Genomic DNA, 22,631 nt, shown 5'->3' with positions numbered 1-22,631 from the left:
GACGCTATTTGGCGTCATCGGGCATGAATTTGCCTCGAAACCGGCAAATAAGGGCTCCCGTGTCCGTTAGAATCGCGTCGCGCCGATTTGCGCGCAATTAGCGGCCGTGGTGTCCGTTAGCGCGGGCGCGGCGGGGAACGGCACCCGTGCGGGCGGCGCCAACAACGCAGCGACTCCCTGTGGCCGCTCGCTCCCAGTCCGCACGGCCACAGCTGCCATCCGCCCGCTCATCGGCGAGCAACGGACACAGCGGACCTTATTCCGCGAATTCGGGCCGGCGCGGAATTCTAACGGACACCGGCGACGCTATTTGGCGTCATCGGGCATGAATTTGCCTCGAAACCGGCAAATAAGGGCTCCCGTGTCCGTTAGAATCGCGTCGCGCCGATTTGCGCGCGAATAGCGGCCGTGGTGTCCGTTAGCGCGCAGCGCTCGCCCAGCCCCTCCAGCACGAGCGTCCACCGGCACGCTCTCCCGCCTTCGCGCCCCTCCAGCACGAGCGCCCGCCGGCACGCTCTCCCCGCCTTCGCGCGCAGCGTCACTCGCGGCAGGCACCACCGCCCCCGCGCAAACAAAAACCCCAGCCACAAACATGGCTGGGGATCCTTCTACGCGTATGTACGGCGAATGCGCTCCGCGATCCAGTGGTTGACTTGGAACAAGTCGGCAACAGGCTGGCGGGTAAATGGCAGAGTCGGCATATAGCCCGGAGGACCGAACTCCGGTGTGAACGTTGCGACGGGCTGCGCGGTGATAATGCTATTGCGGAACATCTCATTCCACCATGCTTCGAACTGCTGCAAATGTCCGGCAAACTCCGGAGCTGCAGGATGAGGCACCTGCGGGCCCTCCTCGAAGCCGACCCGGCCGTGAATATGCAGCGCCCGGCTCATAATAAGCGCGAGGTCCTCGCCCTGGTCGGCAAGCATCGACTCGCACACACAGGTGAAATGGCTGAAATCAGCCGTCACCTTCAGATCCGGGAACTGTCTCAGCACGCCGGCCGTCGCTCGCGGTGTGAACATGATGCGCCCGCGGTGCGTCTCATGGCCGACTTGAATGCCGGACGCTTTCTCGACACGCAGCGCATGCTCAAAAAAACGATACTGCACATCCTCGGACATATAATCTTTGCCGCTGTGACTATTAATGATAACCGGCGAGAACTGCTTGGCCCTCTCAACCTGCTCGGCAAAAGATTCCTCATTCGCCGTGAAAATTTGCGGAATGTAAGCAAGCCCAAGCTCTTCCATCAGCTCTTTGAACTCATTCTCCTGCTCAACACTTGGCAATGGCGCCTCGATGCCCTCGTAGCCGTGATCCTTCGCACGGTTCAACTGCTCGCGAAGCGAGCCGGTCATGCCCCAAAGGGCGTGAAACAAGTGTAACTTCATCAGATTCCCTCCTTTATGATCTCATGGATACTTTTCGTGCTGAAATCAGGAATTCCTCCCGCGCTCCCGTTTTTTTCCTGCTTTTTCCCAAATTAACACGAAAAAACACGTTAACGCAGCATATTGCCGCACTAGCGTGTTCATATCGCCTAGATGGAGAAGGCATATTTGCCCGCTGGAGGAATTTCCGCCAATTCGGGACGATTCTCCTTCACCAGAATGCGATCCAGAATCAACTGTTCGAAATAAGCGAACCCGCTGTCCCGCACGCGCGGGCGCGAAAGCGAAATTTTCACATCCAAGGCAATCCTGCCTTCTTCTATTAAAATGACGCGGTCCGCCAGCTGCACAGCTTCCGACACGTCATGCGTCACAAGCAATGCCGTGAACTTCTGCTGAAACCAGAGGCGCTCGATGAGCTGCTGCATCTCGATACGGGTCAGCGCATCCAGCGCGCCGAGCGGCTCATCGAGCAGCAGCAATCTCGGCTGCCCGGCCAGTGCGCGGGCCAGAGCGACGCGTTGGCGCTGCCCGCCGGACAACACCCCCGGCCATTCCTTCGCTCTGTCCGCCAGCCCCACCTGCTTAAGAACCTCCTCCGCTCTCCAGCGTGAGCCGTCTCTTACGCCTACTTGCACGTTCGCCAGTACTCGGTTCCAAGGCAGCAAGCGGGCGTCCTGAAACAGCACGCGCGTATCCGCATGAATCCCCTTCACCTGCTGTCCGTCAAGCTCGATCTGACCGCCGGACGGTTTATCCAATCCTGCGATCAGCCGCAGCAGCGTGCTTTTGCCGCATCCGCTGCGCCCGACAATCGCAATGAACTCGCCTGGCGCTGCGTCAAGCTCGATCTCGTGCAGCACCTGCTTTGCGCCAAACTGCTTCGCCGCCTGTTTCACTTGCAGCCGAAGGCCTTTAGTCTCCGTCATGGTGTCCACTCTCCTCTACGGTTTCAAGAAATTAGGATGCCACTGGAGCCAAGCGCGTTCCAACAGCTTCGCCATATAATCGGACAATTTGCCGAGCAATGCATACACAAGAATACTAAGAATCACGACGTCCATCTGCAAAAATTCCCTGGCATTCATTGCCATATAGCCAATACCCGAACTGGAGGAGATCGTCTCCGCCACGATCAGCGTGATCCACATAATGCCTAAGGAGAAGCGTATGCCCACCAAAATCGAGGGCAGCGCGCCGGGAACGATGACTTTGCGGAACAAATGGATGTGGCGCAGCCCGTAGACGCGGCCCATCTCGATGAGCCCGGGATCGACCGACCGGATGCCATGAAACGTATTGAGATAGATTGGGAAAAACACCCCAAACGCCACGAGAAAAAGCTTGCCTTCCTCGCCGATGCCGAACCACAGAATGACCAGCGGAATCATCGCCAGATGCGGGATATTGCGCAGCATTTGGACGGAGGTATCCGTAATTTTTTCTAGGATAGGAAGAAGTCCATTGATCAGACCAAGTGCGAAGCCGATACTGCCGCCTATGGCAAAGCCGAGGAAAGCCCGCTTGGAACTGGCGCCGATATAATCGAATAGCGTCCCTTTTTCGGCCAAATGAATACCTGCTGCAAGAACAGCCGATGGCGTGGACAGAATGCGCGTGGAAATAATCCCGAATTGTCCCAACAGCTGCCATAAAGCAATCAGCACGATCGGCAGCGCCCAAGGGAGCAGCCCTTTACCCAGAGACTTTGACAGGCTGGTTGGCATCGGATGAAACCCCCTTCGCCGGCTTCGGCAGCTCCGTATTAGCAATGAGCTCACCGAACGGACTAACGTAATTGGCTGTTTCTTTCGAACGGTTCACGGCAGTCTTCAGCGGCAGATGCGGAAACAGCAGCTCCGCCGTCCGGTAAGCCTCTTCCAAGTGCGGGTAGCCGGAGAAGATGAACGTCTCGATCCCTAGATCCGCATATTCTTTCATGCGGGCGGCTACCGTTTCCGGATCGCCGACTAATGCGGTGCCCGCTCCGCCGCGAACGAGCCCGATACCGGCCCACAGATTCGGACTGACCTCCAGCTTCGTGCGGTCTCCGCCATGCAGCTCCGCCATGCGGCGCTGGCCTTCGGAGTCCATACGGGCAAATATTTGCTGCGCGGAGCGAATCGTTTCATCATCCAAATGAGATATTAACCGGTTGGCATCCGCCCACGCCTCCTCGGAAGTTTCGCGCACGATGACGTGCAGGCGGATACCGAATTTCACCGTGCGGCCGCGTTTGGCAGCGGCTTCGCGCACGGTCTTAATTTTCTCCGCCACTTGAGCCGGCGGCTCCCCCCATGTCAAATACATGTCCACATGGTCGGCCGCAACCTCAATACCTGCCGGCGACGAACCGCCGAAGTAAAGCGGAGGATATGGCGCTTGAAGCGGCGGATAGACGATTTTGCCGCCTTTGACCTGCAAATGCTCACCGGTGAAATCCACTTGCTCGCCGGCCAGCTCCTTTCGCCAGATGTGCAAGAATTCATCCGTCAACTCATAACGGGCATCGTGATCCAGGAACAAGCCGTCGCCTTCCAGCTCCTGCGCATCGCCGCCGGTCACGACATTAATTAGAAGCCGGCCGCCCGAAAGCCGGTCGAAGGTGGAGGCCATACGGGCCGAAAGCGTCGGCGACATCAAGCCCGGACGGACGGCAACGAGGAATTTCAGCCGCTCCGTTGCGGGGATCAAGGATGATGCGACAACCCAAGCATCTTCGCAGGATCTCCCCGTAGGCAGCAGAACGCCGCCGTAGCCGAGTCTGTCGGCCGCTTGCGCAATCTGCTTCATGTAGTCGTAATCGACTGCGCGCGCCCCTTTCGTAGTCCCCATGTATCTGCTGTCTCCGTGTGTCGGAATAAACCAGAATACTTCCATCTTCATCGTCTCCCTTTATCGGTATTAGTTTAAGCTCGAAACTATTTCGCAGCCGGCAATACGGCGTCTTTCACTTTGATTTCTTTCGGAATCAAGCCCAATTTGAAGAACGTATCGGCAATTTTCTGCTGCTCGGCAAGCAATGCCTCATCGATCGGTTGAATCCCGTACGTTCTCCGTTTAGCTGCACGCTCCAAGGAAGGAACGTCAATCCCCAACTGCGGCGACAACGTTTCGGCGAGCTCCTTCGGATGATCCTTGGACCAGGCGTCGACCTTGGCCAGTTGTTCCAGAATCGTTTTCACCGTATCCGGGTTGCTCTCCGCGTACGAGCGGGTGGCAAGATAAAATTCGTGGTTCGCTACGGTGTCTTTGCCGTCCGCCAAAATCTTCGCCTTCGCCGATGTTTCGGCAGCTGCGAAGAACGGATCCCAGATGACCCAAGCATCCACGCTGCCTTTCTCGAACGCAGCCCGTGCATCTGCCGGAGGCAGGAAAGCCACTTGAATGTCCTCATATTTCAAGCCCGCCTTCTCCAGCTGTTTGACTAACAGATAATGCACGTTGGAGCCTTTGTTCAGGGCGACTTTCTTCCCTTTCAGGTCGGCAACGGTTTTGATGTCGGACTTCTCCGGGATAAGGATCGCCTCGCTGGCCGGGCTCGCCGGTTCATGCCCTAAGTAAACGAGCGGCGTGCCTGCCGCCTGCGCGAATATCGGCGGCGCCTCGCCGGTATGACCGACATCGATGCTGCCGACATTCATCGCTTCGAGCAGCTGCGGTCCGCCTGGGAACTCCGTCCATTGCACGGAGATGCCCTTCTCTTTCAGCACTTTATCGAGCTCGCCGTTAGCCTTCAGGAAGTTCACCGTCCCGTATTTCTGGTAGCCGATGCGGAGCGTCGTGCTTTTACCTTTTCCTTCTTCGGCCTTCGCCGCCGCAGGTGCCTTGGAATCGGCCGCGCCTGCCGCAGGCTTGGCGCCTGATCCGCAGCCGGTTAACGCCGTAACGAGCAGAGCGGATAAGGCGAAAGTAACGAATGCATGTTTTTTCATGTGCAAAACCCCTTTTCTTTATTTGAATCTAACCAGAACAAAAAAGAGACACAGCAATCCCGTTATGGATGATTAGCCTGTGTCTCCGGTGGTCCGGTCGATACATAATTATTCTGATGTTTTTACTTGGTTTTAATTTACCAACATTCCCCTTATTCGTCAATCTATTTTTTAGGTATAACATTTTCGACTTTATTCGCCGAAATTAAACATAGGATAATTTACCCAAAAGGGAAAACATGACCCTTACAAAAAAAAGAAAAACTTCGGAGGCTGGACAGAAATGGATTTGACGAAATTCACAAGAATCACCAGTTTGACAAGGTTGACCAAAATGACGCTTTACAAGAAACTGCTCTGCAGTTTTGTCGTTGTTTTATTGCTTCTTACGGCAATTAGCGTGTCCTCTCAATTGAGAATGAAGTCGATGAGTGCGGCAGCTAAACAAACGACCGAAAAAGGGCTTCCCTCTGTGATCCTGCTTGGCAATTTAAATTTCGATTTGAAAAGTCTCGACGATCAAATGCTGCGTCTTCAATTCAATATGGAAGATAAAACGAAGGAGAACCTAAGCGGAACCGGGATGCTGGAGGAAGAAACGACATCCTCGCCCACCGAAAGGGCACAGAGCTTATTCAATGACATTCAAAAGCAAGTCCAACTCCTGGACGGGATTTTCCAGAGCGAGAAGGACCTTCAGATGCTGAAAGTATTCAAAGATCAATGGCAGCAATATGCAAGTGTGTTTCCGGCAACGCTCGCAGCGGCTGAGAAGCATGGCGCCGAAGGCATGGCGATGATTCAACTCGCGGACACCAATCTCGGCAGCTGTTCCTTGCTGATTGAATCGTTCACCAAACGTATTCAAGAGAATGCGGAAGGCTGGTCTGCCGAAGTCGATCAATCTTATCAAGACGGCGTGACTTGGAATATGACGCTTAGTTTGATTGCTATCGCACTGGGACTGATCATCTCGTTCCTGATCGCGCGCCACGTCTCCAAACCGATTATCTCGATGAGTGCCGCGGCGAAGCGCATTTCCGAAGGCGACCTGTCCGTTCGTTATGTGCCATTGAAAAGACAGGATGAGATCGGCGGTCTTGACGCATCCTTCGCTCAAATGACCGAGCACATGCGGACCATGATTCAAACGGTAAGCGGGCATGCCCAAAGTGTCTCCACCTCGGCAGAGCAGCTGCGCGCAAGCTCCGTCGACATGCAGGAGGTATCGGAGCAGATCACGCAGACCGTTAAAGAAGTCGCATCCGGCGCCGATCAGCAAACGTTGACGATGGAAGAAACGTCCCGCTCCATGGAAGAAGTCGGCTCCGGCATCTACCGGATGGCCGAGAGCGCCTCGTCCATCGCCGAGTCGATCGAATGGACGAAGCAGCAAGCCGAGGCCGGCGGAACGTACGTGCAGAGCACGGTGCAGCAGATGGAATCGATTCACGCGTCCGTGCACCAGACGGATCAGGTCATGACTGAGCTTGAGCGCAAATCGCAAGAAATCGGGCATATCCTGCAGTCGATTCAAGAGATCGCCCAGCAGACGAATCTACTCGCTCTCAATGCCGCTATCGAGGCGGCACGTGCCGGCGAGCAGGGGCGCGGCTTCGCCGTCGTCGCCTCCGAAGTGCGCAAGTTGGCCGAGCAATCCGGCCAATTCTCGGCTGAAATCTCCTCTCTGCTTGCGGACATCCAAACAACCGTGCACGACTCCGGCCATGCGTTAAGCCAGGTGAAAGACGAAGTGCAAACGGGCATTGAGCTCGTTCAGAAAACCGAGCAAAATTTCGGCGAAATCGTACAATCCACCAATCAGGTGGCGTCGCAAATTCAGGAGATGGCCGCAACCTCCGAGCAGATGTCGGCAGGCGCTCAGCAGATTACGGCTTCCGTCCAGCAAGTCGCGTCCATCGCCAGACAAACGGCCGATTCCTCGCAGGGCGTTTCGCAATCTGCCGTCGATCAGCTGGAAACGACCGGCGAAGTGAAAGTTGCTGCGCAGTCATTGTCCACAATGGCGGAGGAGCTGCAGGAAATTCTTTCCCGTTTCCGTATCGCCTAGCCATAAAGCTCCACGGAGCTGCGTCTTTTGTGTTGAGACGCGAGTTAGATGACTTCCCTCTGGTCCTATGGACCTAGAGGGAAGTTTTTTTGTGGTTGGCGCGGGGGTGCGGGGGGCGCGGAGCGAGCGCCGCATGAAGCGTAACTGGAATTTCTCCAGTTATTTCCTCCATTTCCCCCTTCAACTGAGGCGATAACTGGAAATTCTCCTGCTAATTTCACGAGAAATTGCAGTAAGGCTCGTCAATCGCTAATTTTAGATGGAGAGATTCCTTTTATTCCGTCCAGTGGGCTGCCTGGACACTGGAATAACTGGAGTTTTTCCAGTTATTCCAGTGCGGCTAGTTGTGCAGCTTAATGTGGTGCAGATTGCTCAGCTTATGCAGCGCAGCTCAATGTGGTACAGATTGCTCAGCTTATGCAGCGCAGCTCAATGTGGTGCAGATTGCTCAGCTTGTGCGGCGCAGCTCAATGTTGTGCAGCTTTGCGCCGCTCGCGCGGCTCAGCGCAACGCAGTGCAGCAACGGCACGGCTGTACAGCTGCAGCTATACGGCCGCACCTCCCTCACCAGCAAGTTAACGGAAATACGATTCGTTATTTAGCCTCAAGAAGGAGATTTGGGGGAGGAAGCGGAAGTGTAAGACCTTATTTCGCGGTTATTCCTTCAAATTCTGCGAAAAACCGCTTAATAACGAATCGTATTTCCTCTTCATCCGCAGAATGGGTGGTTCTTGGTGAAATAGCGAACTGTATTTCCCTTTCACCGATAGGATGTGCAACGCAACGCGGGAGCTTACGGGGCAGAGATCAAAAAAGAGCCAAGCCGTATAAACAGCTTAGCTCCTTCTTTACCGACAATTACAAAGTCCGCGCTCGTGCCTCCACCGGCTGACGCCGCTTCATATTGGCGATGGCGACGCCGAGCAGAATCAGGATGCCTCCGCCGATCTGAGCAGCGCGAATCGGATCGCCGAGCAGGAAAAAGCTGACGATAATCGCGATGAACGGCGGAATATTCATAAACATAGAGCTCGTGGACGGACCGACGACGGCGATGCCTTGGTTCCACCAGAAGCCCGCCAAACCTTGGCCGATGACGGCCACCGTAATGAGCAGCAGCCAGGTCAGCCATTGGTGACTAGAATGAAAGTTCCCTTGAAATGCCTCAACTCCGACAGCCGGCGACATCATGATGGTCCCGATCACCGTTGAATAGATGGTCACTTCATACGAGCTCATCCCCGTTGTCAGCTTCCGGATGAACAGCAAGCTGGCTGACATGCCCAGCATCGCCAACAGCAAGTAAATATCTCCTTTGGAAATCCCCAGCGATTTCCCGCCGTATAGCACGATGCACACCACACCTGCAAGCGCAACAACCGCTCCTGTAAGCTTCGTTGCGGTTACTTCTTCTTTTAGAAACAGACGGGATAACAGTGTCGTGGCAATCGGCGATAAAGCGATGATAAGTGCGGCATTACCCGCAGTTGAGTGCTGCAGCCCCGTGAAGTAGAAGAGCTGGTTGATCAGCGTGCCGAAAATACCGGCGAACAGCAGCAATCCCCACTCCCGGGAGGTCGGCCTACGTATCGATTTGTTAATTAGAGCCACGGAAATTAGAAAAAGCGACATGACGACTAAACGGGCGAATGACAAAAAAATCGGCGAGAAATCCCGCAGCAAATAGGCGCTTGCAACATAATTGAAGCCCCATAACAGCGACACTCCCCAAAGCTTCCATAGAACAGTACGGTCTGACATCTCTCTGTAGTCTCCTTGAATGGTTATCGTTCCATGTTTCTTATCATACCAAATTATAAGGGGATGGGGTATGGAAATGTGGAGATGGGTTATGGAAATGTGGAGATGGGTTATGGAAATGTGGAGATGGGTTAGTTATTGAAATGGAAATGTGGAGATGGGGTATTGAAATGTGGAGTTGAGTTAGTTATTGAAATGTGGAGATAGGATATTGAAATGTGGAGATAGGGTATTGAAATGTGGAGATAGTGTATGAAAATGTGAATCCCGCCTAACCGACCAAAGGCTGCCTCCAATTCGTCAGGAAGCAGCCTTCTTTGCTATTTTACCGCCTTGCCAAGTCTGTAATATTCATCGCATCGCGCTGCGCAATCAGGCACAATTCAGCCGCCTTGAAGGCATGCTCTTGCGTCATCGCAACTTCGGTGCGGTGGAGACAGTCCAAGATGAGCTGGCCGAAGTAAGGGAAGCCGACCTTCCCGTTCACTGCAAAATGCTGCTCCCCGTCCCGATTGACCAGGTAAACATGGTTGCTCGATTGATCGCGGGCAATGTCCACATATTTGCGAAGCTCGATATAGCCTTCGGTACCCAAGATCGTCATGCGGCCGTCTCCCCATGTGGATAGACCGTCCGGCGTCATCCAGTCTACGCGGAAGTAACCGGTAGCACCATTGTCGCCGACTAGCGTCGCATCGCCAAAATCTTCAAATGTCGGATACTGCGGGTACTGGTAGTTGGCGACTTTGCTGTGTACGACTTGGGCATCCTTCGCACCGGTGAAGAAGAGGAACTGCTCGATCTGGTGGGAGCCGATATCGCATAGAATGCCGCCGAACTTCTCTTTCTCAAAAAACCAATCCGGTCTGCTCTTCTCATTCATCCGGTGCGGTCCGAGACCGATCACTTGCACGACGCGTCCAATCGCGCCCTGCTCGATGAGCTGCCCGGCATAAATTGCGCTCTCTACGTGCAGGCGCTCGCTGTAATAAACCGCATATTTGCGCCCGGTCTCAGCCACCTTCGCACGCGCCGTCTCCAGCTGCTCGAGCGTTGTGAACGGCGCCTTGTCCGTGAAGTAATCTTTGCCGCTATCCATAACGCGCAGCCCCAGCGGTCCGCGCTCCGAAGGAATAGCCGCAGCCGCTACAAGCTTCACCTGCTCATCCTGCAGAATCTCCTCCAGCGAGCCGGCCGCTTGAACCTCGGGATACGTGCTGACGAATTTGTCCACCTTCGCCGGATCCGGATCATACACCCATTTCAGCTGTCCTCCCGCTTCCCGCAGTCCGTTGCACATGCCATAAATATGGCCGTGATCCAAGCATGCTGCAGCAAAAACAAATTCCCCCGGCTCACAAACGGTCCTGAAATTTCCTTGTGGTGCGTAGTTCATTCCGTCACTCTTTTGCATAGTTGCTGAACTCCTCTTCTATTTGTAATTGCTGCCCGTCGTAATCGTCTGGGGCGCGAAGTTTTCGATGGATGTTGTCTTCTCATAAAAGTGTGTCGCGTTCGCCTGAACGCCGCTTCTTGTGTAGAACGCGTCTTCGCTCGTTAACGGAAGCTTCACGAGTTCCCCTGTGCTAGCGGATTTATAAATCGCTGTGATGAGTTCAAGCGTTTGGCGTCCGGCTATTCCGTCGATGAGCACAGGCACGCCTGTCTCAATCGCCGTCAGCACGTCATTGATTTGGCCGGCATGCGCTTCATAGACCACTTCCGGCAGGTTGTCATAGAAGGCCTGCAGCTCGGCCTCAAGCTCACGGTTCGGCTCCGGGAAGCCATTGGCCGTCGAATTGGATGCCTTGACCTTCCATGGTGTGGATACACGCGCTTTGCTCCCTTGGAAGATGAGCTGCTGCTCTTCGCCGTGATGCACAACAGAGGAAGTCACTTGTCCCAAGGAGCCGTTCGCAAACCGCAGCATGCCGATGGACAAGTCTTCAACCTCCGCATTATCATGAGCCACATTGCTCATGAAAGCTTGAACTTCCGTAGGGCTGCCCATCATCCATAGCAGCGCATCGATATGATGCACGGCATGATTCAACGTAGGGCCGCCGCCTTCCTTCTCCCAAGTGCCGCGCCACCACAAATCATAGTAGCAATGCCCGCGCCACCAGAAGGAGTCCACCTGCACATGCCCGATTGTACCCATCAGACCGCTATCGAGAACCGACTTCATTTTCATCATCGGCGTTTTGAAACGGTTTTGTGCCACAACCGACAGGATTTTGCCTGTTCGCTTAGCTGCCGCATTCATCTGGTCGCATTCTTCGAGCGACGAAGCCATCGGCTTCTCCACCATGACATGCGAACCCGCTTCCAGGAACTCCGTCGCTAATGCCGCATGCGTATAAGGCGGTGTGCAGATCGAAACGAGGTCGATCTCCTCCTGCAGCAGCTCCTTGTAGTCCTTGACCGCCCGTGCGGACAACTGGAACTGGTCGATGCGCTCCTGCGCCTTGTCCACATAAATATCGCTTATCGCAACAATCTGACATCGTTCAGGGAATTGCAGATATCCTTCAATATGCGCTTTGGAGATCGCGCCTGCGCCGATAATGGCTACCTTTAACATGGTCTTCACACTCCATCTCTATTGGTTGCTCTAAGCATACCAAGAACGCGCTTTCATTTGTGACGCTAGTTTGCTCAAAAATACCGTTACTTTGCGGTGGGCAAATCGAAAAGCCGGCTCGGATGAGCCGGCAATGTGCGAACGGATCTGTCTATTCGTGAATGATCACTTGACCGTACTTTTTCTCGGTAAAGCCAGGAATATCGTATAACAAATAAAACCGCCCGTTCACTTCCCCGCGAAAGGAAGGTGGACTTGCCAGATACTGATCCTTGGACAGCAGCGGCAGAACGGCTATATCCACACTCATCCCGAACTTCTCCTTCATGGATAAAGCGGCAGCAAATTTGTTTTCGATGAGGATGATCCGGTCATATTTGGTGTCGTATAAACAGAACTTCATAGGATGCATTCCCCCATTACGTAATAATCCAATTGTAGTGAGAATGGACACGCTTTCAAATGATACAATTTGTGCTTGGCTTTGATAATTTTTGTTGTCGAATATTCCAGCCCTTCCAAGGAAATGATAACCAGAACTACAAATGCAAACTACCATTGTAAAGCGGGTATGCCCAATGCTTGAACGAATTATCATCTTGCTGATCATTACAGCGCAGCTTCTGTCGGCCGATTTCGGCAAGTTGCAAAAAGCGTCGCGGCGGGAAACGATCGTCTATACCGCAGCGACGCTTGCGGCTGGCTATCTCGCCTTTCTATTTATATTCGGGAAAGACTGGTTCAATTTTAACGATTTGCTCAATCTGGTATTCTCGGCTCCGGCACATAAAATTGTCGAATACCTCAAAGCTCCATCCTAACCCCTGTCGAAGGAGTATGACATGAACAAAAAAGAGCAAATCTCTCTATGGCAGCTGATGTTTTTGTTCATCATAACGATAACCGGCTCAGCAATCGTCAATATCCCGCAGCCTATCTTGGCCGTGGCCCATAACGGAGCCTGGATTTCCCTTATCATGTCCAGCGGGTTCGGGTGGCTGGGCCTTGCTTGCATTTATTATTTGCATCGGCAATATCCGGAAATGACTTTGGTTGAATATGCAAAACAAATTCTAGGACGTCCGATAGGAACTATCATCCTCATCCCTTTCCTGTGCATGCCTCTGATCCTGCTTCCGAATATGGTCGCCGATATCGGCAATTTCTTCACATCGACGATGATGAAGGAGACGCCGGTGTATGCGTTTAATATCGTTATCGTTTTTACGGCCGCCATGACCGTGCAGGCCGGCATCGAAGTGATGGCGCGCATGTTCACTTTCCTGCTCATCGTCATGTGCATCTCGGTCGTCATTGTCTTGTTCTTGGTTTTACCGCTGTATCATCCGGAATATTTGCTTCCCGTCCTGCCCAAGGGGTGGAAGCCGGTCCTTCACGGCGTCTATATTTCGTCCAGCTTTCCCTTCGCCGATGTCATCTTTCTCTCGATGCTTCTTCCCTTCATGCGCCAAGAGAACCGCAGCCGATTCGGCAGCACGGCAGCCATTGCTTATCTGTTGGCCATTGGCAGCCTAATCGTTGTTACACTTTGCAGCACAATGGTGTTGGGGAATGTGGCAGGGCATATCAAGTTTTCCCTCTACCAACTGGCACGCATGATAAGCGTAGGGGACGTCGTAGAAAGGGTCGAAATGCTGGTCGGCATCACCTTAATTGTCGGTTCTTACATGAAGACTTCGATTATCCTGTTCAGCCTCACACTGGGAATCGCTCAACTGACAGGACTCCGCGACTACCGCATCCTGACTTATCCGGTAGCCTGGACGGCCTTCTTTCTATCTCTTACAATGTACGCCAATCAATCCGAATTCACTGAAAATGTTTCCGTCACCCGGCCATTGATGAGCATCACGGTTTCCACCGTCCCGCTTCTCTTCCTTGCACTCGTGTCTTGTGTGAAGAATCGGTTCACCAAGCGCAGCGGGCTGGAAACCTGAGTCCATCCCGACCACAACACAGCAAGAGAGGGACCTAAGATGAAACTGAAATTTTTCAATCAGAGAAGGTCATACACCTCGTCCCAATCCAATCAAGCGGCAATGGAACCGGCACAAGAAAGTAACGGTATCATGCCATCCATTTCCAAAAATTTGGATTTAAATCGAAAAAAAGTGGAGGAATATTTCCTCAATTGTTATGACCTCGTTTATCATACCTGGAGCTATGGACCCAATTTGGCTTATACCGCTTTGTCCGTCTATTTGGGAACGCTGGTTCAAAATAAGCAAGTCAATTATATGAAAGAGTCTCTTCAGGATCTTGTCGATCACGAAATCGGACCGGCGGATACGGTAACTCCTGAGCAGATCATGCATTTCTTCAATCGTAATGGGGTTTCCGCGCAAAGCGCTTCCGTACTTGAGCATTTCGACGATGCCGTCAGCCGGATTCTAAGCGGGAATATAATCATCTTCTTCGATCAATGGGACAAGGCGCTGAGTTATGAAGCGCTTGGACTAACGTCCAGACAAATTACGGAGCCCGTCACCGAACCGGTCGTACAGGGACCTCATGTGAGCACCATCGAGGATCTCGATAGCAATGTCGGTCTCATTCGCAATTTGTTGAAATCTGCCAATCTCAAAGTTGAAATGTTGACGGTCGGGGCAGAGTCCAAACGGAACATCGCTTACTGTTACTTGAACGGAGCCGTCGACCCGGAGACCTTAAGCGAATTTCAGAAGCGAATAGCGGATATCGATCAGGAGGAAATTCTGGAAACCTCCTATTTGGAGGAATGGATCGGCGAAGGCACCTTTTCTCCTTTCCCCGCCGTACGCTATACGGAACGTCCCGATACGGCCGTTGCTGCGCTGATGGACGGCAAAATCATCGTCATGGTTAACGGTACGCCAACGGTTTTAATTTGCCCCGTTACCTTTTTCGAGTTCTTCTCTTCCAGCGAAGACTATTACCATCGGTCGATCTTCTCAACCTTGATTCGTCTGATACGCGTCGTCGCTTTTCTCATCGCTTTACTGCTGCCAAGTACGTATATCGCGCTGTCTACTTTTCATTCCGAATTAATTCCGACGGTGCTTCTGCTCGCTATCTTGGATACCAGAGAAGGCATTCCCTTCCCTGCCTTTATCGAGGCGCTCCTGATGGAATTTTTCTTCGAGCTGCTGCGGGAAGCCGGTATCCGCCTGCCGCGGCCGATCGGCTCGGCCGTCAGCATCGTCGGGGCGCTTGTTATCGGGCAGGCTGCGATTCAAGCCAAAATCGCCTCGCCCGTCATGGTCATCATCGTGTCCTTAACCGGCATCGCTTCTTTCGCTCTGCCGCAATACAACATGGGCATCGCCCTGCGCATTCTGCGGTTCCCGTTAATGGTTCTCGCCGTTACCTTAGGCGGCTTTGGGGTCATGGCCGGTATCTTGTGGATACTGCTCCATCTATGCTGTTTACGTTCCCTGGGGCAGCCTTATTTCACCCCTATTGCCCCGCTGCGAGTCGAGCAATGGCGGGATGTTTTCATCCGTATTCCCCGCAAAATGCTCCTTCACAACCCGCGCAACCGGCACCTTCATAAGAAAAACGGGGAAAGGGGGAAAGGCCGATGAAATCTTGTATCGCGGGGATGACCTGCCTGTCGCTGCTGTTCCTGTTAACCGGCTGCTGGAATAAAGCGGAATTGACGGAATTCGGCTTTGTCCAAGCCGTTGCCGTTGATCTGAGCAAAGAAGGGAAGATCGAGCTGACCACCCATTTCTATTTGCCCTCCGGCGGTGAAGCGGTGAGTAATACACCGCCAAGACAAAGAGGGGTGAGCATTCAGACGGTAGGCGATACTGCCTTCGAGGCGGTCCGCGATATTCCGATTCATTTCGGGCGCAAGGCCAAATGGGACCATTTCCGGGCCATCCTGTTCGGAGAAGAATTTGCCAAAGAGAAAGGCATTACGGAAGTAATGGATTACTTCATGCGCGACCACGAGCCCAGAGAAACGGTATTTGTCCTCATTGCCAAAGGTCCGGCCAAGGAAGTGCTCAATATAAAGCCGTTTATCGAAAGCACGATCGGCCAGCAAATCCGGCGCATGGTCGATTCCGCCGCCCATTATTCCGCCAAAACTACCCGAGTGCCGCTGCTGGATCTGGCCAATCAATTAAAAAGCGAAACAGGTGTCGCCATGCTGCCCTTAATTCAAATTAATAATAAACCCAACATCGCGTCCGTCGCCGGAATTGCGGCAATTAAAGATGAGAAAATGACGAATCAGTTCATGACTCCTGCCGATGTCGAATCGCTCCTGATGATGCTGAATAAATATCAAAGCGGGGTTATCGAATATCCTTGCGGAGAGCCGGAAAATAACATACACGAGGCGCTTGAGGTTATTGCCTTGAATGGAAAAGTGACGCCGCAGGTCAAAGGGGACAAAGTGCTCTCCCGAGTTTCCATTAAGATTAAGGGGTCTCTGGGAGAAATCAGATGCTCGCCTATGGCAACCAAAGAAGACGGCCGACGATTGGAGCAACGGATCAGCGACTATGTGGAGAATAACTTGCGCAAGACGATTACGGATTTGCAAAAGGCCAAACTCGATTTGATCGGAATCGGGAACAAGATATACAGAAAAGATCCCGCCGTATGGTTTAAACTGAAACCGGATTGGGAGGAGCATTTCGCGAAAAGCCGGTTCGACATCCAGGTGAAGGTACAGGTCACGAACTCCGGCCAAGATGCGGGTAAGCCATTTTCCAAGGAATGAGGGCGGACGGCGAAAAAAGAGAGGCCCCTAAGCCAAGAAATGGCTAGGGGCCGAATCTTACACAACGCGAATGCCCGCTGCGGCCTTGGAGAAATCGTTACCTTCCATGCTGCTCATCGAAGCATCGACGTCCCGCAGCACTAAATACGTGCCGGTCCCAGCCAAAGCTCTCGTTCTTTCGAGCACGAAGCCTTGAACATGATGCAGCTCCATCACGGACAGATCTTCATTAGCGGCTTTCCCCTTGAACCCTTGGACGTGCAGGTCCTCCAGGTGTTCACCGTACAAGGCATTGGACCAATTGACATTGCGGTCATCTCCCCACTTCACTTCCACATCGCTAAGTACGACGTCCTGCGCATGCCGGAGGAAGATCGCCGGAATAGGATGCGGGAACACCCCGCGCGCAGATGGCTGCGTATCGAACACACCACCGGTATAGCCGCTGAGCTTGCGCAAGGTCGTCTTCACATTGCGGAGCGAAATCCCCTCAATGACGCTATCTTCGGACCCTTCGATGTAGATGCACCCTTCCGCTTCGGCAAGCACCTGATCGAAGCGAATGTTGCGAATTTTCCCAGGCGCAGGCGCGTTCGGCACGTTCCTCCGCTCCGCCGTCATGAAGATCGGCTCAGCCTTGCCCCACCAACGGAGCGTACGCTGAATTTCCTCCTCGTTGCTGAACAATCGGGTTTCGATCAGCAGATTGGAGAAAAGCATATTTTCTACGGTCGCCCCGTCGCGAACCCAGATCCCGACGCCACGGTTGGAATTGCGGATCACACAATTGGTCACCACGATATTGCGAATATCGGCGTGCGTTTCCGTTCCGATCTTAATCGCCGAGTCATGGGATTGCAGCGTGCAATTCGTCACCGTAATATTCTCGCAAGCACCATAACGCTCAGCGCCGTACTTGGTCGTTTTGATCACGATGCAGTCGTCGCCCGTTTCAATATGGCAATTGGAAATATGTACGTCCTTGCAGCAATCGGGGTCGATCCCGTCGTTATTCGGACCGCGGACTTGGCCGAGAATCTTCACGCCGTCGACGGTAACCCGGTTGCATCCGGTCATATGCAGCCCCCAGGAAGATGCCCGGTACAAGGTAACGTCGCGGAAGACGACATTCGTGCAGCCTTCGAAGTCGATCAGCTTCGGACGGAAGCCGCCGAGCGGCTGCAGCACATAATCGCTCACGCCATCCTCCGGCTCCAGGAATTGCTCGCCTCTGCCGTCGATCGTGCCCAGACCGGTGACACCGATATGCACCGCATGCCTCGCACATACGAGTGCCCGGCTGCCTTGTCCCTCGCTCAGTTCAAGCGCCTCCGCTCCGGACGGCAGAATGAAGTCCGCTTCCTCCATGGAGCTGACAATCCGTGCCGCCGGTGTCAGATGCAGTTCTACATAGGAGCGAAGATACAGCGTCCCCGATAGAAACTCCCCTTTCGGAACGACGACCGTCCCTCCGCCTTGTTCCGCACAATAATCAATCGCTTGCTGAATGCTCGCCGTATCTTTGGCGACGCCGTCGCCGACAGCGCCATAATCTTTAATGTTCACGATCATGCCTTACACAGTCTCCTTCCCCTATTCCCCTTCTTTGCCTGCATCGCCGATATAATACGCAAATACTTGATCGATCTGTTTGAAATATAAATATCCGTCTTCCCATGGCTGGAAATGGAGATCCATTCGCGAATCGTTCCAGTTCTCAGGCGTTCCTTTCGTATGAAGCCGCCCTGGCACAACCGGCTCTTCGACGACCTTCGGAAATTCCTGGTAGCCGAAGAGCAAATTCTCGTGCATAGCGATAATTTCATATTTGTCTCCGAAGAAAGCCCGCTCCTCTTGAAGCTGATAATGATAATAGATGTAGCTGCTCATCATTTCCGGCTTCAGGAAAGCGACCCGGCCCGCCCGGCGTTCGACCGGCTGCTTGCGCAGCCAATGTTCCGTGCTTGCCGGCTCGTTGAAGTGAAATACGTCGATCATGCCAATCCACTTGCGCGGTTCGGCTTGCCCCGGCCAGTCCTTCAAGTAGGGGGTAGCGGCTCCGGCAACCTCCTCCGGCGGCAGTTCGCCGTCTATGCATTCGTAGTAGAGGAACAGATTGTTACGCCATGAGAACGCCGCCGCCGTCATGAGCTCCCCCTTCGCTACGCGCTCTTGGGCCTGGGCGCTTGATTTCAATGCCTCCAAACCGGCCGACTCCTGACCTTGCACCCACTCAGCCCGGTACATCATTCGTTTGATCATATGGTAGATGCCTCCTATCCTTCCTCTTCTCGTTCTTTTCCTCTTTCTATTTCTCTTTCAGGAAACGCTGCACCTGCATAACCTCCACGCCGGCCAGCATCACGATCCCGATACCGTGGGTATCGTTCAGCAGCCACGGCAGCTCGTCCCGGTAATAACGTCCGGAGAACGAATAACCGGAGCCTCGGCAAACGCCGTATACATTGCCGAACTTATCGATGCTTATTTTCGTAAGACCTTCCCAGCCTTTCATCACCGCATGGACATAAGCTTCAGGCTGGAGCAGCCAACCGTTCCGAATACCCTTGGCGAAAGCATACATAAACATGGAGGTGCAAGAGGTCTCCTCATACGAAGTCGGATCGGTCAGCACCTGATGCCATAGCCCGCCTGCCCCTTGGAGCCGCAGATAGCCCTCGCATAGCTCGCGGTAGAAAACAAGCAGAGCTTCCCTGTGCGCATGCTCTTGAGGCAGTGCGCCTAACAGCTCGGCAAGCGAGAACAGCACCCAACCGTTGCCGCGGCCCCATGGAACCAACGTCGGCCGATCGCTTTTGAAATCGTACACGTGCGACATGATCTGTTGATCCGGCATATATAAATACTCCTTATACAGGAGAATTTGTTTGACTGCGTCTTCCATGTAAGAAGCATCCTGGGCGTACGCAGAGTACCTGTATAAGAACGGAACGCTCATATACAGATCGTCGCACCACAGCGTATCTTTCATGAAATCGACGCTGCCGCGCACCCGGTAAAGGGCGCCGTTCGGCAGCCTGTCTTGGACGCGGGCGATGTACGCGGCGATTCGGGCGGCCACCTGCTCCGAACCCTCGACCTTCCCGTACTCCAGCGCAGCGAGCATCGTAGCGCCGAAGGAGCCGCAGTCATCCAAAGAATCAATCAGAGCCAGCTGATTGTTGATGCCTGCCGCGCCATACTGCTTGCCGTCCCACAGTGCATATTCGTCGAACGATGCGCTCTGCTCCACATGGCGAAGCACGTAATCGATGTAGTCTCTGCGCCCGATGGCCGCTCCCGTCTGCATCAGACCGTACAGCGTGACCCCAAGCGGGTAGTTCCATTTGGCGAACAACGTATTCTCCAAATAAGGCCTAACCCAAGTATTCGGCAGATCGGCTCTCCAATAGGTGCCCTCCCGGCCGTCGTTATAGACGCGGTTCAACACCGGGAGCTCTTCCGCAGCCGGGATGTGCTCATTAGCGAAAGTCCCCAGATACAGCCAGTTGTCCTTCAAGCCTTCAACCGGAAAAGGCGGCGTCAGAGACAGCCCCGATTCCTCTTGTGCAGGCTCCAATTCGAATCCCCATTTGCCGCCTGTACACACACTATATGCGGCGATGTCGTTATCGCCGAAGCTCAGCGGGATATCCACCTGGAATTCGGCGCTTTGAGCAGCGGCATACACTTCGGTGCCGTTGACATACAGCTTCAAGGCGCCGTCGTGCTTCCCTATCCAGCGGGCGGGCTTCTCGCGCGTTACCGTGCTGCGCGCTTTCGTCCAGGCAATGGCCGTGCGGCCGCTCTCCGCACCGAACAGCCGCGCGAACACGCCGCTTTGGCGGGCCTCCTCGCTCCAGCCAAGATTCGGCAGCCACTGGGTAAGTCCGCCTGATTCCTTTAATCCCTCGGCCAGCATCTGCTGCGCATCCGCCATCGTCGGCTCCGAGTACACCCAGCCCTCCTGGCCGTCCCGCCCCGGCGTCGGGCAGATGAAGTGCAGCGGGAAATTTTTGTACGAGCCCGTGCCGAACACACCGCCGCAGCCATTCGCCGTTTTCTCGAACTGCAGCAGGAACTCGTTCCAGCCCTTATTCATTTGCGCACGGAAGACGTTCTTCCGTTCCGGCGCCATTTCATCGGATATGTTCGAGGCAAATACGCGTACTCCGTTCACATAAATATGCGTGGAACTATAACAGCTAATGCCGAAATTAAGCTCCGCAGGCTGATCGCTCCAAAGCTTGGCCCAAGCGTACACATACTCGCCTAAGCGCATTTGGTCCCAGCGGTCCTGGAAGTCCATCACATATCTGTAATCGTGAATACGCGTGAAACCATCCTTGCTAAATAACCGATAAACATACGGATGCGGGGGATTCGCCCCGATATAGCGCTGCGCGATCGTGCGGAGCGTCCCTTCCACATCGTGAAACTGCTTATTAAATACGGATTCATTCGGCTCAAAATACGTCATGGCAGACTTCTCCTCTCTTCTGTAAGACAAAGGCTCCCACACCTAAGCGCGGGAGCCGGTCGAGCTTTTTTTATTTGGCGGCAGCCAGACGCTTCTTGTAAGCATCCGTCAGTTCTTGGCTCATTTTCACAACATTCGCGTCCGCTTTCATCTTGTTCACGAATTCATCCCATCCGGCGATCGATTCTTTGCCCAGGATGACTTTGATTTTCATATCAAGCACTTTCTTCTGCAGCTCAGGCAAGTATTGCATAGCAGTCGGGGAGTACAGACCGATGCTGATATCCGCTTGGCTCGTTTTGGCACGCTCGTCCTGCACTTTTTTGTACAATTCTTGCGTATCTTTCTGGAAGAAGTTTTTCACTGTACTTGCGTAAGGGTCCGCTACATACACGATTTGGTTGAAATCAGGACCGCCGTCATCCGCCAATTTCTTAGAGTCAACGACTTTCACGCCGTCTTTCACGGTATGGTCAACACCTTCAATTCCATAAGTTTGGATAGCGAATACATCGTCGTTCATCCAAGTATCGACCATTTTGAGAATACGCTTCATTTTATCTTCTTTAACGGTTTTCGGAATCGCCAGTACGCCGGAGAAGCCTGGACCTTTCGGATTGTAACCGTTAATGTTCGTAGCCGGGTAGAAATCCGTCTCTTTCACTTTCGTATCGATCTTTTTGAGATCGTTCAAGTAGTCGGACACGACCGTTCCCGTTTTATCGACGAGACCGCCTGCTTTACCGGCTTTCACGATATCTTTCACTTGGCTCGGTTTCAGAGCGGCGAAATCCTCCGGAATCAATTTCTCCTGATACAGCTTAATGACGAATTCCAACGCTTTGCGCTCTTCCGGAAGGAACGATTTGAATACCATCTGGTCGTTCTGCCATTTCCAGTCTCCATTAGAGGCGGCGAAGGCGTTCTCAATTTGACCCAGTGTATCGGAAACTTTATCCCCGCCGTTCGTCGCATTAATCGCAAGACCGATCGTATCTTTCTTACCGTTCTTGTCCGGATCGTTCTCCGTGAACGCTTTGTACACTTGGTACAATTCATCCGTCGTCGTCGGCACTTTCATCCCGAGGTTATCCAGCCAGTCTTTGCGGAAAATAAAGAACGTATCGCCTTCGGTAGGACGAGGACGCGGAATGGAGTAGTTTTTGCCGTCGTCCATTTTGGTCAAGTCCCAAGCGGTTTTGGAAATCTTGCTGCTCAAGTTCGGGTAATCTTTGATGTAGTCGCTGATATCCCAGAACGCTCCCTGCTGGACCATCCCGCGGAATACGGAAGTGAACGGATCGGGAATATAAATAAGCTCAGGAATGTCCCCGGATGCGAGTGTAACGTTCAATTTGTCGGGATAGCTGTTAGCCGATACCCATTGAATGTTCATTTTGGAATTCGTTGCTTTCTCGATCGCTTGCTTGATAGCGTTGTCATTTGCCGGCGGGTTAGCGCTGAGCAAAATCGTCATAATGCTGACATCGAGCGGTGAATTATCGCTGCCTGCTCCAGCCGCTGGCGTATTGTTAGATTTGGCTCCGCAAGCCGTAAGCGCCGTTGCGGCGATCAGCATGGCGCTCAACCCGAGCACAGCTTTCTTTTTGACTTGAAATGTCATTCTGATTCATCCCCTTAATCATGTTCTATAAAATGGTTCCGAGCTGT

Annotated in this window: 20 protein-coding genes; 6 read left to right on the top strand and 14 right to left on the bottom strand. The window is 53.3% G+C overall.

Annotated elements, in window-relative coordinates:
• Positions 1–306 precede the first annotated feature (306 nt).
• The 6 genes from J2X61_RS12245 to J2X61_RS12220 form a co-directional block, all read right to left on the bottom strand.
• Entirely contained in the window at positions 307–555 is a 249-nt protein-coding gene (locus tag J2X61_RS12245) for a hypothetical protein (protein ID WP_310188052.1), read from the bottom strand.
• Between the two features lie 53 nt (positions 556–608).
• On the bottom strand, positions 609–1,394 hold the full coding sequence (locus tag J2X61_RS12240; RefSeq protein ID WP_310188050.1) for a sugar phosphate isomerase/epimerase family protein: 786 nt from the start codon (positions 1,392–1,394) through the stop codon (positions 609–611).
• Positions 1,395–1,543: 149 nt separating this feature from the next.
• Entirely contained in the window at positions 1,544–2,323 is a 780-nt protein-coding gene (locus J2X61_RS12235; RefSeq protein WP_274469823.1) for an ATP-binding cassette domain-containing protein, read from the bottom strand.
• A gap of 15 nt (positions 2,324–2,338) precedes the next feature.
• Complete coding sequence (gene ssuC / locus J2X61_RS12230; RefSeq protein WP_310188048.1) at positions 2,339–3,121, bottom strand: aliphatic sulfonate ABC transporter permease SsuC; 783 nt, start codon at positions 3,119–3,121, stop codon at positions 2,339–2,341.
• On the bottom strand, positions 3,090–4,274 hold the full coding sequence (ssuD, locus tag J2X61_RS12225) for an FMNH2-dependent alkanesulfonate monooxygenase (protein ID WP_274469825.1): 1,185 nt from the start codon (positions 4,272–4,274) through the stop codon (positions 3,090–3,092). The genes ssuC and ssuD overlap by 32 nt, the downstream gene beginning before the upstream one ends.
• A 41-nt stretch (positions 4,275–4,315) precedes the next feature.
• Positions 4,316–5,329, bottom strand: a complete 1,014-nt coding sequence (locus J2X61_RS12220) for a sulfonate ABC transporter substrate-binding protein (RefSeq protein WP_310188046.1) — start codon at positions 5,327–5,329, stop codon at positions 4,316–4,318.
• Between the two features lie 283 nt (positions 5,330–5,612).
• Between J2X61_RS12220 and J2X61_RS12215 the strand changes: the two genes are divergently transcribed.
• Complete coding sequence (locus tag J2X61_RS12215) at positions 5,613–7,400, top strand: methyl-accepting chemotaxis protein (protein WP_310188044.1); 1,788 nt, start codon at positions 5,613–5,615, stop codon at positions 7,398–7,400.
• A 470-nt stretch (positions 7,401–7,870) separates the two neighbouring features.
• Positions 7,871–8,002 (top strand): hypothetical protein, encoded by a 132-nt coding sequence (locus J2X61_RS12210; RefSeq protein WP_310188043.1) that lies wholly within the window; start codon positions 7,871–7,873, stop codon positions 8,000–8,002.
• A 256-nt stretch (positions 8,003–8,258) separates the two neighbouring features.
• Here J2X61_RS12210 and J2X61_RS12205 read toward each other — a convergent pair whose 3' ends face one another.
• The 4 genes from J2X61_RS12205 to J2X61_RS12190 form a co-directional block, all read right to left on the bottom strand.
• Positions 8,259–9,161: a DMT family transporter gene (locus J2X61_RS12205; protein WP_274469828.1), complete on the bottom strand. Its 903-nt coding sequence runs from the start codon at positions 9,159–9,161 to the stop codon at positions 8,259–8,261.
• Between the two features lie 325 nt (positions 9,162–9,486).
• Positions 9,487–10,575 (bottom strand): Gfo/Idh/MocA family protein, encoded by a 1,089-nt coding sequence (locus tag J2X61_RS12200; protein WP_310188042.1) that lies wholly within the window; start codon positions 10,573–10,575, stop codon positions 9,487–9,489.
• A gap of 18 nt (positions 10,576–10,593) precedes the next feature.
• Complete coding sequence (locus J2X61_RS12195; protein WP_310188040.1) at positions 10,594–11,745, bottom strand: Gfo/Idh/MocA family protein; 1,152 nt, start codon at positions 11,743–11,745, stop codon at positions 10,594–10,596.
• A gap of 151 nt (positions 11,746–11,896) precedes the next feature.
• On the bottom strand, positions 11,897–12,148 hold the full coding sequence (locus J2X61_RS12190; protein ID WP_310188038.1) for a hypothetical protein: 252 nt from the start codon (positions 12,146–12,148) through the stop codon (positions 11,897–11,899).
• 175 nt (positions 12,149–12,323) lie between these two features.
• Between J2X61_RS12190 and J2X61_RS12185 the strand changes: the two genes are divergently transcribed.
• The 4 genes from J2X61_RS12185 to J2X61_RS12170 are packed head-to-tail and all read left to right on the top strand — an operon-like array spanning position 12,324 to position 16,480.
• Positions 12,324–12,566, top strand: coding sequence for a hypothetical protein (locus tag J2X61_RS12185; protein WP_274469832.1), 243 nt, complete (start codon positions 12,324–12,326; stop codon positions 12,564–12,566).
• Positions 12,567–12,587: 21 nt separating this feature from the next.
• Entirely contained in the window at positions 12,588–13,703 is a 1,116-nt protein-coding gene (locus tag J2X61_RS12180) for a GerAB/ArcD/ProY family transporter (protein WP_274469833.1), read from the top strand.
• A gap of 39 nt (positions 13,704–13,742) precedes the next feature.
• Complete coding sequence (locus tag J2X61_RS12175) at positions 13,743–15,329, top strand: spore germination protein (protein ID WP_310188036.1); 1,587 nt, start codon at positions 13,743–13,745, stop codon at positions 15,327–15,329.
• Positions 15,326–16,480, top strand: a complete 1,155-nt coding sequence (locus J2X61_RS12170; protein WP_310188033.1) for a Ger(x)C family spore germination protein — start codon at positions 15,326–15,328, stop codon at positions 16,478–16,480. The genes J2X61_RS12175 and J2X61_RS12170 overlap by 4 nt, the downstream gene beginning before the upstream one ends.
• 57 nt (positions 16,481–16,537) lie before the next feature.
• On the opposite strand, the gene J2X61_RS12165 is transcribed toward J2X61_RS12170, so the two are convergent.
• The 4 genes from J2X61_RS12165 to J2X61_RS12150 form a co-directional block, all read right to left on the bottom strand.
• On the bottom strand, positions 16,538–18,052 hold the full coding sequence (locus J2X61_RS12165; RefSeq protein WP_310188032.1) for a glycoside hydrolase family 28 protein: 1,515 nt from the start codon (positions 18,050–18,052) through the stop codon (positions 16,538–16,540).
• A 21-nt stretch (positions 18,053–18,073) separates the two neighbouring features.
• Complete coding sequence (locus J2X61_RS12160; protein ID WP_310188029.1) at positions 18,074–18,742, bottom strand: hypothetical protein; 669 nt, start codon at positions 18,740–18,742, stop codon at positions 18,074–18,076.
• Between the two features lie 46 nt (positions 18,743–18,788).
• Positions 18,789–20,960 carry a glycoside hydrolase family 88/105 protein gene (locus J2X61_RS12155; protein ID WP_310188027.1) on the bottom strand — a complete coding sequence of 724 codons (2,172 nt, stop codon included), beginning with the start codon at positions 20,958–20,960 and terminating at the stop codon, positions 18,789–18,791.
• A gap of 70 nt (positions 20,961–21,030) precedes the next feature.
• Entirely contained in the window at positions 21,031–22,584 is a 1,554-nt protein-coding gene (locus tag J2X61_RS12150; protein WP_274469838.1) for a type 2 periplasmic-binding domain-containing protein, read from the bottom strand.
• Between the last annotated feature and the right edge of the window lie 47 nt (positions 22,585–22,631).

It is taken from the genome of Bacillus sp. 3255 (assembly GCF_031456485.1).
Taxonomy (GTDB): Bacteria; Bacillota; Bacilli; order Paenibacillales; family NBRC-103111; genus Paenibacillus_E.
The sequence above is the reverse complement of the archived record's forward strand: the minus strand, read 5'-3'. Positions and strand labels throughout refer to the sequence as shown.

Bases quoted from the DNA above. Each gene is read 5' to 3' on its own strand.
- J2X61_RS12175 (WP_310188036.1), top strand. From the start codon at position 13,743: ATGAAACTGAAATTTTTCAATCAGAGAAGGTCATACACCTCGTCCCAA.
- J2X61_RS12180 (WP_274469833.1), top strand. From the start codon at position 12,588: ATGAACAAAAAAGAGCAAATCTCTCTATGGCAGCTGATGTTTTTGTTC.
- ssuC (WP_310188048.1), bottom strand. From the start codon at position 3,121: ATGCCAACCAGCCTGTCAAAGTCTCTGGGTAAAGGGCTGCTCCCTTGG.
- J2X61_RS12155 (WP_310188027.1), bottom strand. From the start codon at position 20,960: ATGACGTATTTTGAGCCGAATGAATCCGTATTTAATAAGCAGTTTCAC.
- J2X61_RS12190 (WP_310188038.1), bottom strand. From the start codon at position 12,148: ATGAAGTTCTGTTTATACGACACCAAATATGACCGGATCATCCTCATC.
- J2X61_RS12165 (WP_310188032.1), bottom strand. From the start codon at position 18,052: ATGATCGTGAACATTAAAGATTATGGCGCTGTCGGCGACGGCGTCGCC.
- J2X61_RS12240 (WP_310188050.1), bottom strand. From the start codon at position 1,394: ATGAAGTTACACTTGTTTCACGCCCTTTGGGGCATGACCGGCTCGCTT.
- J2X61_RS12200 (WP_310188042.1), bottom strand. From the start codon at position 10,575: ATGCAAAAGAGTGACGGAATGAACTACGCACCACAAGGAAATTTCAGG.
- J2X61_RS12195 (WP_310188040.1), bottom strand. From the start codon at position 11,745: ATGTTAAAGGTAGCCATTATCGGCGCAGGCGCGATCTCCAAAGCGCAT.
- J2X61_RS12170 (WP_310188033.1), top strand. From the start codon at position 15,326: ATGAAATCTTGTATCGCGGGGATGACCTGCCTGTCGCTGCTGTTCCTG.
- J2X61_RS12235 (WP_274469823.1), bottom strand. From the start codon at position 2,323: ATGACGGAGACTAAAGGCCTTCGGCTGCAAGTGAAACAGGCGGCGAAG.
- J2X61_RS12210 (WP_310188043.1), top strand. From the start codon at position 7,871: ATGTTGTGCAGCTTTGCGCCGCTCGCGCGGCTCAGCGCAACGCAGTGC.
- J2X61_RS12185 (WP_274469832.1), top strand. From the start codon at position 12,324: ATGCTTGAACGAATTATCATCTTGCTGATCATTACAGCGCAGCTTCTG.
- J2X61_RS12220 (WP_310188046.1), bottom strand. From the start codon at position 5,329: ATGAAAAAACATGCATTCGTTACTTTCGCCTTATCCGCTCTGCTCGTT.
- J2X61_RS12160 (WP_310188029.1), bottom strand. From the start codon at position 18,742: ATGATCAAACGAATGATGTACCGGGCTGAGTGGGTGCAAGGTCAGGAG.
- J2X61_RS12205 (WP_274469828.1), bottom strand. From the start codon at position 9,161: ATGTCAGACCGTACTGTTCTATGGAAGCTTTGGGGAGTGTCGCTGTTA.
- J2X61_RS12215 (WP_310188044.1), top strand. From the start codon at position 5,613: ATGGATTTGACGAAATTCACAAGAATCACCAGTTTGACAAGGTTGACC.
- J2X61_RS12150 (WP_274469838.1), bottom strand. From the start codon at position 22,584: ATGACATTTCAAGTCAAAAAGAAAGCTGTGCTCGGGTTGAGCGCCATG.
- ssuD (WP_274469825.1), bottom strand. From the start codon at position 4,274: ATGGAAGTATTCTGGTTTATTCCGACACACGGAGACAGCAGATACATG.